Origin of the sequence: Peptoniphilus equinus, from assembly GCF_027921445.1 — a bacterium.
In the GTDB taxonomy this organism is placed as follows: Bacteria; Bacillota; Clostridia; order Tissierellales; family Peptoniphilaceae; genus Peptoniphilus; species Peptoniphilus equinus.
This window is the reverse complement of the sequence record NZ_CP115667.1, coordinates 1288703-1299583: the sequence shown is the minus strand read 5'-3', so window position 1 is coordinate 1299583 and position 10881 is coordinate 1288703. Positions and strand designations below refer to the sequence as shown.

The following is a 10881-nucleotide window of genomic DNA, read 5'->3' as shown; positions in this document are numbered from 1 at the left end:
ACGGCTTCGGCCGTCTTTTTTACTAGAAATGGGAGGCATACGTGGAGCGAAGTATCGAGCCCGTATTTATAAAAAACGATAACTTTAAAGGCACCAGTGCCTTTATCAACACCCAAGATCCCGACGATATCTATCTCATTATCGCTTTTGAAGGACGGGATAGAGACGATGAGCCGTGGGGGGCCGGCACACCTGTGATACAGCTCACTTCGCCCAATCTCCATGTCATTACCTGCTTTGAGGGGAAATTTCGCACGGTGCAGTGGGACTTTCAATGGGACTATTGGCTGAAAATGCAAAAGGTGCACTATTATCCCAAATACCTTTTAGAGGGGGTCTATGACCATGCCGGTCGGGCAAAGAGCCGACGTTGTGTGCTGAATATGAGTGACGTCCTGCCTTGGCTGGGCAAAAGTATTTTTAAAGAGCGCCGCGGCGGGATTTGGATTGATGCCGAACAACAGGTGGAGATCTTTCATCTCAAAGGCTTGGATTTAGAAATTGCCTTTGGAGGCAAGCGCTCGGCGGACAATGCCGAGACTATGCAAAGTCATGTGGATGTGAGGTTTATCTTTAAGCAAAAGACAGGACTTCAGGACATCGAACGCCATATACGTCAGTTCACCCGCTTTTTACACCTGTGTTTGAGAAATCGTCTCCCCTATGTACGCACTGTAGATTTGGACTTCGACGAGACCAAAACGTTGACCGGCGGATCGAAACGGCTCTACATCAACGCGATCAACGATTTTTCCAAGACTGCATCCCCAAGGCAGGACACGGTGCTGTCTCTTGAGGATTTCGGCCCGGCATTTGCACCGATTTATAACCACTGGATGGACAAGTATGACCGTATGGCGTTTTCTATGGATAAATATCTCTATGCATCTTTTACATCAGGCCTGAGGGCGGATACGATCTATCGGGAGCTTATGGCGGCGCTGGAGGGACTGTATCGAACGCTGCACCGCACTGAGACACCTGAAGGCAAGTCGGCCAAGCGTCGTATTTCCCGTCGACCCATCTCACTACGCTATATCTTAAAGGATATTTTACAGACTTTTGAAACGATTGAGCGTCGTCTCGGCAAAGACGGCATGAATCAGTTTCTCACTTATTCGGTCAACACCCGAAACCTCTACACCCACTTTACCGATACGAATCAGGAAGTGTTTTTGCGCTCGGATCTGCCGAGTATTAATGAATTTTTACAAGAGCTCTTTGTCAACTATGCTTTGGTATGTCTCGGATTTGCACCGAAGCGTTGCCCTGTGGCAAAACTTGAAAGCATGGTGCAGCTTTTGGAGAAAAACGGTCTGCTTACAAAAAAAGAAGACTGACAGCAGTCTTCAATGAGGATTATCTGTAGTTTTCCAACGCGCTGACAAGAGCCATATAGATGGCATCGGGATTGGCTTCAAAACGTGCAACAACTTGTTGAGAGAACTCAGTGTCGGGCACTTCGAGCTTTAGATCCATGATCACATCCTCATCTTCTTTCATAGCGAGATGAACCCAGTGGCGATCCTCTCGGTCAAAAGTATCGGTACTTACATGGCGCTTTGGAACGGCGCTTTTGGCATGGGCTTTGAGAATGGCATGCTTCAGATCGGGATTTAACGTCTCACCGAAAAGTTCCAAGGCCGAGGCACCTTCATCAGTGATATAGAATTTGCCTTCAACGTAGTTTAAAAAGCCGCTCTCTAAAAGTTCGGCCAGGTACTGTTTAAAGTAGAAATAATTCAAAAATTCGCCGCGCAGTACAAAAGATGTCAACGCCGCTTCAGTCATGGGAACAGGGGCACTGTCCACAGCAGTCAATATAATGAGTTTGTGGAGCGCGAGCTCGTTGATATTATTGGTATCCATGGTTGCCTCCTGTCACTATTATATCAAATGCCTGTCAACTTTCAATTGCCCTATAAACGCCAATGTGTCAAACCTAAAACTTTGTTATAATGAAATGAGTGATATTATGTCCAAAGAAATCGTGATTATTGCAATTTTTATCATACTGCTTGCAGGGATTCAGCTGACGTTAAATCGTGTGGTGCTCTTACTGAAAGAGATCCTCTTCACCCTGCAGACGACAGGAGGCCTCCGTGAAAGCAAATAGACCGGCTTTGAAACGGCCCATGAAGACGCGTACCCCGTCAAAAAGGGCGTGGCATCTGCGAAAAAACAATCTTAATGTCCTGTCCGTCAATACGGCAACGCTTCTGCTGTCCATAGCGTTTCTTGTCATCGGCAGTGTCATTCACGCCGGCGGGGTGTTAACCCGTACCGTGGTGACGGAACTCTTTATAATGCTCGTTCCGGCACTGGCTCTTGCCGCCACAGGCAAGTTCGGGCGCGTGTTAAAGCTGGCGCCGCTAAGTTTTAAAAATGTGATGCGTGTCGTCGTGATGACAGTGCTTGCCTATCCTGTCATACTTCTTGCCAACGGTTTGTTTCTCACCTTTATTTCTCAATTTATGGAGCTTAAAGATGTGAGTATGAATATGTTTATGTTGGATGAACCGGTGGGAGGGTACCTTGCCTTTATGTGCATTCTTCCTGCAGTATGCGAAGAACTCTATTTTCGCGGTGCACTCATCAACAGCTACGACATCTATGGCGCTCGTTTTGCCATCGTCATGAGCGCTTTAATCTTTGCCCTCTTCCACTTTGATATTCAAAACTTTATGGCACCGTTTTTACTGGGGATTCTCTTTGGGAGCTTCCTCGAGCTGACAGGATCCATCATTGCCAGCATGACGGCTCACTTTGTCAACAATGTGATCGCCCTCTTCTTTGCACGGTATGTGAACGCATCTCTCTTCGACTATCTGGGCAATACCAACCTGGCTGTGGAAATCGGCTCGCTACAGCTTTATATCATCACGCTCTTAGTCGTGGCGTCCTTGGTGAGTGCTTTTATCATTCGACTGCTCTACAAGCAGATGCAATTTGAAAAGCGTCTACGGGAATCCATTTATGGCACACAGCGAACGCGAAGTATACAATCCATCGATCTCTTTAACTTCGTTCCTGTTATCGCCATGGTGATTCTCTATTTCATCTATTACAAGGTTGTTTTTTAGGAGGCGGCAATGAACCAGTCATTGATTAACCAAGCGGCAGAGCTTATCAAAACGTCCCGTGGTGTCTATGTCCTTACCGGCGCCGGCATGAGTACGGAAAGCGGCATCCCCGACTTTCGAAGTGACTCCGGATACTATGCGAAGTTCGATCCTGTTCAGGCCCTGAATGTGGATGTCATGCTCGGCAATCCCAAGCGATTTTATGCTGAAGGGTATGAGATACTTAAGGACTTAAACAATCGTGAACCCAACGACGGCCATCGGGCGCTTGCGGATATGGAGCGGCAAGGGTTCATTCAGGGGATTATCACCCAAAATATCGACAATCTCCACGCCAAGGCAGGGAGTCGGACGATTTTTGAAGTGCATGGCGAGACACGGGGCGTCCATTGCCTCGCTTGTGGTGTTGAAGCGCCCTTTAAAGTCCTTGCCGAGAAAGTGGACAGCGGCGAGATTCCGCCGCGATGTGATGTCTGCGGCGGCGTGCTTCGCTCTAATGTGGTGATGTTTGGCGATGCCATGCCCGATACCTTTGCACAGGCGGTGGAAGCGGTGACGCATAGTGAGCTCCTTATTGTGGTGGGTTCATCCTTGAGCGTCAGTCCGGTAAACTTTTTGCCTCGTTATGCCAAACATCTCATCATTATCAACAAGACGCCGACGCCGGCCGATCGTTTTTCTGATGTGGTGATTCACGACGGCGCCGGGGAGACTTTGTGCGCTGTGTATCGTGCGCTTAGCGAGGGATACCATGACTAACTACGAAAATTTTGCTTATGTGTATGATGCGCTTATGTGGGACTTTGACTATGGCAAGGTCTATGACTTTATCCGTCAATTTAAAGGGGCAGGCAAGTGCTTGGAAATGGGCTGCGGCACCGGAAGCTTGACCAGCTATCTGATTGAAGCTTTTGAGGTAACCGCTTTCGATCTCTCGGAAGATATGCTTGCCGTCGCCGACGCCAAAGGGCTGAAGCATGTGACCTATTTTAAACAGGATCTTCGCAGTCTTGCGCTTGACGGCACGTACGACCTTATGGTGTCATCGTGTGATACGTTGAATTATTTGAAAGCTGATGAGGACCTGCAGAAGGTATTTCACTATGCGGCCACCCATTTAAGCGAGGACGGCGTCTTTATTTTTGACATGAATGCGCCTTTTAAATTTGAAGATATGAACGACACCTATGTGGACGAAACCGACGGTGTGTTTTATGTATGGGAAAATTTTTATGATCGGGATTCACATTTTAATACATACAGTGTGAATTTCTTTAAAGAAGAGAACGACGGCTCCTACACGCGTTTTTATGAAGAACACGAGCAGCGAGCCTACAGTGTGGAAGAAATTGTAACGGCGCTGGCACAGGCCGGTCTCGAGGCGGATGTTTATGATGACTATACCTTGGCGCCGCTCAAGCCGACCACCGAACGCCTCACCGTTGTAGCTAGGAGGAAATATGACAGATAACATTGTACGTGCCGTAGACAGCGAAGGCCGTATTCGCATTATCGCCGCCGATACGAGATACTTGGTTGACACGGCGCGGCAGATGCACAACACATCGCCTACAGCCACAGCAGCTCTTGGACGGACGCTCACCGGAGCTCTTTTAATGAGTGTGACGATGAAAAATGACAAGGATCGCCTCACCATAAACATCAAAGGGGACGGCCCTATCGGGCGTATCGTGGTCTCTGCTAAAGGCAATGGGGAAGTGAAAGGGTATGTGAATCATCCCGAGGCGGACCTGCCCCTGCGAGAGCGGGACGGCAAATTGGATGTGGGCGGCCTTGTCGGGCAAGGCACCTTGACTGTGGTCATGGATCAGGGACTCAAAGAACCCTATGTGGGCAAGACCCAGCTTATCAGCGGTGAAATTGCAGAAGATCTTGCCGCATACTTTTATCAGTCGGATCAAATTCCATCTGTAGTCAGTTTAGGTGTGCTGGTGGATGTGGACTATTCGGTGAAACAGGCCGGAGGCTTTTTATTGCAACTCATGCCCGGCGCTGATGAAGCCTTAATTGAAAAAGTAGAACACAGCATTTCAGGGCTTAAGGCAGTCACCACCATGCTGGATGAGGGCATGACGCCGAAAGATATTATTGCAAAAGTCATGGAAGGCTTCGATGTTAAGTACCTAGAGGAGACAACGGCAAGCTATCAGTGCGATTGTAGCCGTGAGAAAGTCACCGACTCCCTTCTCTCTCTCGGCCGTGATGAATTGCAGGCCATTCTCGAAGAGGATGGACAGGCAGAAGTGGTGTGCCATTTCTGTAACACCAAGTACCACTTTGATGCCCCAGCGTTGCAGTCCATGCTTGAGCATATCAGTGACACGCAAGATAATTGATCAATTAACGCAGATAAGACGTCGTCAGGCGTCTTTTTTATTATGATTTTAGTCAGTTGAGTTCGCTTGCGAACAAAACAAAAAACTACCTGGCAGGCAAGTAAGCAACAAAGGTTATATCAAAAAATCACCTCCGTACTATAAATAGCGTTGTTCAGACATAAAATAATACGAGATGAAATAGTTAACTTAGTGAAGAATATGTTGTTGGTGATATTACTGTACGAGTTGGAAAGTATTATGCGAAAATAGCTGAAGCACTTACACCGCTATTAAAATGGGCTGAAATACCTGCACAAGCAGTTGAGGATTCAGTATATAGAATTCTATATACTTTTTGAATTAGCAGCTCTGAAGCGAGAACTATCGGGCATGCAATTCAAACTATCATCAATCTAATAGTCTAGGAAGAAGGATCATATAGAATGAAAAATACACCGGATAGAGATATTATATCCGAGAGGATTATTAAGGGATTCGTATATGAGCCGAAGATACTGGTTCATGCAGTTTGGAGATTGCTGAGTATTTAGGGCATACTATGCACATAAATAAGAGGCTTGAAATAGTATTGAAGAATGTAGAACTATTTATATGACATCCCAAAGTGACGTAGCAAAAAAGTGAAAGTCCGATGAGAGACGACCGGAAATTTGAAAAAGGGTAAATATAATCCACCACTTGTTCTTGCATGGAAGATTAATGATGTTTTCTGAATGGCAATAGAAGAGGGTTTTATTTCGATTGCCTAAGAGGAGAGGCGGAGATTTATAATGAGAAAATTTATTAAAATTATAGAGAAACTAAAATGGCTTGGCTTATTAGGACTTCCGATTTTTATATCAGATCATTTAATTTGGAAAATCTTATGGTTATTTTGGTTATTTGCCATTTTAGAATTACTTTTGAAACTTCCCGTAACTATACAGTTACTTGAACAATCACTATCAATGCTCATAACACCTATTATTGATAAGCCGGTACCCAGCTTAGAGCATTATAATGGGAAAATAAAGTATTCTCTTCCCTTCAAAGGTAAGTGGGTTGTAATAAATGGAGGGGTAACCAAGCCATTGTCTCATTCGTGGTCTATTAATTGACAAAGATATGCTTATGACTTCATTAAGTTGGATCAAAATGGAAAAAGCTACTCAGGAGATCCAATGGATTTAAATTCATATTATTGTTATGAGGAAGACATTTTAGCTCCTGCTGATGGTATGATTGTGAAAATTTATAATCATCAAAAAGATTCAAGTATTATGAAAAACAATGAAACGGATCCTTTAGTAAAAAATTTGGCAGGGAACTATATTATTATCAAACATGAGGATAACGAGTATTCATTTTTCGGACATTTAAAACCACATAGTATCGTCGTCAAAGAAAATGAAAAAGTTAAACGAGGACAAAAAATAGCACTATGTGGGAATTCAGGCAATACTACAGAGCCGCATTTTCACTTTCAAATACAAAATAAAGAGAGTTTTATCTTTTCTTCGGGCATACCAATTTGTTTTGAAAATTTACAAATAGCAGAAACTGTAAATCATAGTCAGTATGATGACAGAGTTTTGCCGGAAGAAAAAACACATCGTGATAGGTGTCAGTATATCCATCGAGGTCAAACTGTTTCGAATAACTAAGTTCAATAGTTAGGTAGTAGTTATGAGTTCTTTCAGTATAACGGAAATTGATTTACATGCTGTAAGATGATTTAGGTCAGTTTACAAGGAACTACACGCAGACCACGAAACGGGGGCTGCTGACAACAAATAAAGGCTGAGTATCAAGCACCGGGGAAGTGCGAGATATTCAGCCTGTTTTGTTGTCCGGGGTTTCCAAAGGGGCTTGCCCCTTGGCACACGACTTTGCTTGCAAAGTGTAGTGTGTTATACGCTCTGTCGGCGTTGCCGTGAAAATGTCGTTGCTGCCGGGGAGGGCAAGGGCATTTGGAGCGGCAGGAAAACAGTGCTGTAATTGCGTGGCGTGGAGCCGCAAGTGCAGGGCTGTTTTCATCAGCAGATAGGGTGTATATGGCACCCCGTCTTTCGTTCCACGCTGGACTTCGGGACAAATTGTCCCGAACGTGTAGCTGCACTTCCATAAAAAACTGAAATGGGCGGGAAGCCGTTTTAGGGCTTTCTCGCCTTGATTACCCATCAGCAAAGGCGGCGGGACTGTCAACGGTGGCGAATTTATGCGCCGTTAATCTTGACTGTTAACTGGCCTGACTGGATTTGCTATCTCCCCGATAAACCGTAAATTGTAAAGCTGTTTTAATCATCCAACGCAGAAGAACCACTGCTTCTGTTGGACAAAATATAGTAGCCATCTTGGATTTCGGTAATCCCACCGCCAAAACTCCAGCCGGTAGACTCTACAAAGCCGATAAACTCTCTCCAAAATTCATCTTCTGTCACTTCTGGTGACACCTCAACACAACCCTTTATTTCAAATTATTTTCTCATGTATACCTCCATAAATTCTAATTTAATTAAGCCTTTGGGTCCCTAATTGTAATTGTTCGATGTTCAACGTACCTTTATCATCAAGGAAATGATTTATTTCGGAATCTCTTATTCCCAAAATAATGTTATCACCCACTTGTAAGTCTTGAATCGAAATCTGCTTCACTTCACCACTTTTGTAATTGTAATAAATCATAGGAATATCATCACAAGAAATAACGCATCCTTCTCCTAAAAAGCTATCTGCATCTGTACCGTTTACAGTGATTTGCAACCTTTCTGTATCAAGCTCTGCAATAGCAGCATTTACTCCTAAATGCAAAGTATCGGTAGTATCGTTACACGCAGCCAATCCCATCATACAAATTGATAACATAAATAGACTTACTATCTTTTTCATACCTTACCGCCTCTAATCCTGATTTTCATTTTTTTACTTCAACTTTTTCTTCATTGGTTATTCTTGTAGTCACACACAAGAATAACCGCTCCAAGGATGAGAACAAATAAAAAAATTATTGCTGGAAACCACAATGCCCTATCTAACATAGTGTAAATATATCTTCCTGGCGGAGTAATCCAACTATCTACTGGATTGATTGCCGCAACTGCAAACATAATACTAACGCCTATAACTCCACCTAAAAATAAAAAACCACCAATTAAAGTTCTTCTCCCTTCGATTAGCTTCGACTAACCAAAGTATACTGCTTCACATAGGCAACTGTCAGTGATTATGATGCGCATAATTTTTCTTATGGATATTTATTAATTCTAGGCTATCCACCATGTTCCATCTGGGCGCTGTTGCAAGCAACCGAGCGTCTCTGATAAAACAGTTCCATTAAAATCTCTCACAATCACTTTTTCATAATATTTATATTCTTCGGTTGCACAGTCGTTTCCATTGTCCCAGCCTTCTTCTACCCAGTCAGACAGATATAATTTTCCGTCCGCTATCATAGTTACACTTTTATTGGGGTTCTTGGAAAATCTAAAATTTTCTGGATAGTAGCAGAGAAACTCATCGTCCTCGCTCGTAATGTAAACATTCTCCCCGATAATACTCAGATTATAAAGGTCTACATCTGTTATATTAAGTTGTGTAATCATCTCCGGGATTTTATCTGGAAGATATTTAAACAGAATAACACATTCCGCTGTTTTTGAAATGGATCGTAAACTTTACCATTGGTTTTAATACTAAGGCTAAACGCAAACCTCGGCCTAACCAGAGATTTTTTGCTTAGCATAATTTCTGTAGTAGGTTAAGGTTTTGTTTTAAGGTTGCACGTAGCGTGTAAATTTAAGTCTACTAAAAAAGAGATAGCATGACCTATCTCTTTTTTAGTGTTTTATTTATCGTTGTCATCGCCGATACCGATGGATTTTCGGAACTTGGCCCAAGAGCCTTTGAATTTGGATTTGGCATCATCAAAAGTGTGTTCCATACTTTCTGTGGTGAACCGCTCTCTAAAGGACGGCGTTGGATTTTCGACGTGAGCGTCTTGGTGGTGTTTCGACGCTTCGCCTTCGGAGATAAAATCGGACATGGTACGGCGAGAGGCCGGATGTGGCGGCTTGATACCGAAGGTATCCACTTCCAGAGGCTGCTCCGTTGGCGTAGGCTCAGCGTCAAGAAGACTGTCACGGTGTACAGAGCTTGACGGCATGACAGGTTCATCTGCGGGGTTCGGTTGGGAGGTTGGCGGTACTGGCTTGTCGAGGTGAGTCGGTGTGTCGGTTTCGTCGTCATCGCCAAATCCGAAGAGTTCTTTTAAACTGGTGCCAAGGCTTTTGTCTTTCTTAGCTGACGGGTCGTGGGGTGTGCTTGGTGGTGTAACGGTTGCAGTGTGGCGACGATGTTTCTTTTCCCGGCGGGCCAGACGTTCACGGCGGCGGGCTTCAAATGCTGCATCGGTGTCCTCAGAAAGCTCAAGAGGTTCAGCACCCACAAAGAGCGGGGCATCACCGGTTTGTGTCGTTACCGTATAGGCGGTGTCGTCAAAGGTCGTCGTGGCTTGTGGCATCTTGTAATCGGTGATGGGAATCTCCGTTGACGCTACATCTTCCGGTTGTGAGCGGAGGGTGGTTTGATAGGCTGGCGGCTCATGAAGCTCAGGCGTCGCGGTCTGAGACGCTTCGTCATGCTCGGCGTCGTGTTCCAAGGCTTCTTTCTCTTTATAGAGGGCACCGGAAGTGTTGATAATGTCTTCCTTCATGGCTTCAGCCACGTCGTCGGGCACCGGTTCGACGTCGACCTTTGGCGTTTCTGTCTCAGATGTGGAGACGGCGTCCTCGGTCAGCTCGTGATAGAAGTCCTTCGCCGTAATCTTTTCTTCATAGTAGAGCTTCTCAATAGTGGCGTCGATGTTCGGCGCATTCTTGCGCAGCAGCTCACCGCGGATGGCATTGAGAATGGTAATTTTTTCAGCATCGTAACTGTCCAGAAGTTCTTTGACATCTTTTTCAATAATCTTTGTGATGACAGGGTTGGTGGTGTTATCCAAAAGGGCCACGGAGAGGACGTCATTTTTAACGACTGTGTTCATCCGTGCGGTAGAGTCGTGGGTCACATCACAACGCTCGTAGAGGAGGTTTTTCTTCATGGCTTTGTCCTCTAACGTATTGTTCAATTCAAAATTGGACGTGGCAATGACTAAAAAGTCATAGCCGAAGAATTCAAAGCTGTCGTCGAGGACGAGCTCTTTTAAATGGAGCTGAGGGTTGTCGTCCAATTTTTTAATATCTTCGACAAAAGACTCGTTAATGGCGTAGACTTGGTAATCCGTCGCCAACAGATCTTTGATGCGGCCGAATGCCAAAAGGCCTCCGCCAAGGACCAGCGCGTTGCGCTCTTTCGTATCCAAACTGATAGGTAAGTATCTCATGTTGTCACCTCAAAAAAGATTTCATAATTAGTTATAGTTTACCCTATTTACAGACTGCTGTCACTTTGGAACCACTTCT

The 10881-nt window shown here is 44.8% G+C and carries 14 protein-coding genes; 8 read left to right on the top strand and 6 right to left on the bottom strand.

The features are described 5' to 3' along the window. The first annotated feature begins 41 nt into the window (after positions 1-41). Positions 42-1340: an ApeA N-terminal domain 1-containing protein gene (locus tag O6R05_RS06305; RefSeq protein WP_271191138.1), complete on the top strand. Its 1299-nt coding sequence runs from the start codon at positions 42-44 to the stop codon at positions 1338-1340. A gap of 19 nt (positions 1341-1359) precedes the next feature. On the opposite strand, the gene O6R05_RS06300 is transcribed toward O6R05_RS06305, so the two are convergent. Continuing rightward, a complete protein-coding gene (locus O6R05_RS06300) occupies positions 1360-1869 on the bottom strand; it encodes a DUF4364 family protein (protein WP_271191137.1) in 510 nt (169 codons plus the stop codon). 94 nt (positions 1870-1963) lie between these two features. Between O6R05_RS06300 and O6R05_RS06295 the strand changes: the two genes are divergently transcribed. From O6R05_RS06295 to O6R05_RS06265, 7 genes are all read left to right on the top strand, one after another. After that, positions 1964-2116, top strand: a complete 153-nt coding sequence (locus O6R05_RS06295; protein WP_271191136.1) for a hypothetical protein — start codon at positions 1964-1966, stop codon at positions 2114-2116. Further along, on the top strand, positions 2103-3083 hold the full coding sequence (locus O6R05_RS06290; RefSeq protein WP_271191135.1) for a CPBP family glutamic-type intramembrane protease: 981 nt from the start codon (positions 2103-2105) through the stop codon (positions 3081-3083). Before O6R05_RS06295 ends, O6R05_RS06290 begins: the two co-directional genes overlap by 14 nt. 9 nt (positions 3084-3092) lie before the next feature. Continuing rightward, positions 3093-3842 (top strand): SIR2 family NAD-dependent protein deacylase, encoded by a 750-nt coding sequence (locus O6R05_RS06285; protein WP_271191134.1) that lies wholly within the window; start codon positions 3093-3095, stop codon positions 3840-3842. Next, the gene (locus O6R05_RS06280; RefSeq protein WP_271191133.1) at positions 3835-4554 is read left to right on the top strand and encodes a class I SAM-dependent DNA methyltransferase; all 720 of its coding nucleotides are present in this window, start codon (positions 3835-3837) and stop codon (positions 4552-4554) included. The genes O6R05_RS06285 and O6R05_RS06280 overlap by 8 nt, the downstream gene beginning before the upstream one ends. Beyond that, positions 4544-5440 (top strand): Hsp33 family molecular chaperone HslO, encoded by an 897-nt coding sequence (hslO, locus tag O6R05_RS06275; protein ID WP_271191132.1) that lies wholly within the window; start codon positions 4544-4546, stop codon positions 5438-5440. Before O6R05_RS06280 ends, hslO begins: the two co-directional genes overlap by 11 nt. A 773-nt stretch (positions 5441-6213) precedes the next feature. Further along, entirely contained in the window at positions 6214-6540 is a 327-nt protein-coding gene (locus tag O6R05_RS06270; RefSeq protein ID WP_271191131.1) for a hypothetical protein, read from the top strand. A 63-nt stretch (positions 6541-6603) separates the two neighbouring features. After that, positions 6604-7086: a M23 family metallopeptidase gene (locus O6R05_RS06265; RefSeq protein ID WP_271191130.1), complete on the top strand. Its 483-nt coding sequence runs from the start codon at positions 6604-6606 to the stop codon at positions 7084-7086. Between the two features lie 169 nt (positions 7087-7255). Here the strand turns inward: O6R05_RS06265 and O6R05_RS06260 are convergent, their stop codons facing one another. The 5 genes from O6R05_RS06260 to O6R05_RS06240 all read right to left on the bottom strand — a co-directional run bounded on the left by O6R05_RS06260 (position 7256) and on the right by O6R05_RS06240 (position 10802). Next, positions 7256-7603: a hypothetical protein gene (locus O6R05_RS06260; RefSeq protein WP_271191129.1), complete on the bottom strand. Its 348-nt coding sequence runs from the start codon at positions 7601-7603 to the stop codon at positions 7256-7258. A gap of 116 nt (positions 7604-7719) precedes the next feature. Beyond that, positions 7720-7863 carry a hypothetical protein gene (locus O6R05_RS06255; protein WP_271191128.1) on the bottom strand — a complete coding sequence of 48 codons (144 nt, stop codon included), beginning with the start codon at positions 7861-7863 and terminating at the stop codon, positions 7720-7722. Positions 7864-7933: 70 nt separating this feature from the next. Next, positions 7934-8311, bottom strand: coding sequence for a hypothetical protein (locus O6R05_RS06250; RefSeq protein ID WP_271191127.1), 378 nt, complete (start codon positions 8309-8311; stop codon positions 7934-7936). 374 nt (positions 8312-8685) lie between these two features. After that, positions 8686-9024, bottom strand: coding sequence for a hypothetical protein (locus O6R05_RS06245; RefSeq protein WP_271191126.1), 339 nt, complete (start codon positions 9022-9024; stop codon positions 8686-8688). Positions 9025-9266: 242 nt separating this feature from the next. Further along, complete coding sequence (locus O6R05_RS06240) at positions 9267-10802, bottom strand: precorrin-2 dehydrogenase/sirohydrochlorin ferrochelatase family protein (protein WP_271191125.1); 1536 nt, start codon at positions 10800-10802, stop codon at positions 9267-9269. Positions 10803-10881 lie beyond the last annotated feature (79 nt).

Bases quoted from the DNA above. Each gene is read 5' to 3' on its own strand.
- O6R05_RS06250 (WP_271191127.1), bottom strand. From the start codon at position 8,311: ATGAAAAAGATAGTAAGTCTATTTATGTTATCAATTTGTATGATGGGA.
- O6R05_RS06270 (WP_271191131.1), top strand. From the start codon at position 6,214: ATGAGAAAATTTATTAAAATTATAGAGAAACTAAAATGGCTTGGCTTA.
- O6R05_RS06245 (WP_271191126.1), bottom strand. From the start codon at position 9,024: ATGATTACACAACTTAATATAACAGATGTAGACCTTTATAATCTGAGT.
- O6R05_RS06260 (WP_271191129.1), bottom strand. From the start codon at position 7,603: ATGGGTAATCAAGGCGAGAAAGCCCTAAAACGGCTTCCCGCCCATTTC.
- O6R05_RS06265 (WP_271191130.1), top strand. From the start codon at position 6,604: ATGGATTTAAATTCATATTATTGTTATGAGGAAGACATTTTAGCTCCT.
- O6R05_RS06285 (WP_271191134.1), top strand. From the start codon at position 3,093: ATGAACCAGTCATTGATTAACCAAGCGGCAGAGCTTATCAAAACGTCC.
- O6R05_RS06300 (WP_271191137.1), bottom strand. From the start codon at position 1,869: ATGGATACCAATAATATCAACGAGCTCGCGCTCCACAAACTCATTATA.
- O6R05_RS06280 (WP_271191133.1), top strand. From the start codon at position 3,835: ATGACTAACTACGAAAATTTTGCTTATGTGTATGATGCGCTTATGTGG.
- O6R05_RS06295 (WP_271191136.1), top strand. From the start codon at position 1,964: ATGAGTGATATTATGTCCAAAGAAATCGTGATTATTGCAATTTTTATC.
- hslO (WP_271191132.1), top strand. From the start codon at position 4,544: ATGACAGATAACATTGTACGTGCCGTAGACAGCGAAGGCCGTATTCGC.
- O6R05_RS06240 (WP_271191125.1), bottom strand. From the start codon at position 10,802: ATGAGATACTTACCTATCAGTTTGGATACGAAAGAGCGCAACGCGCTG.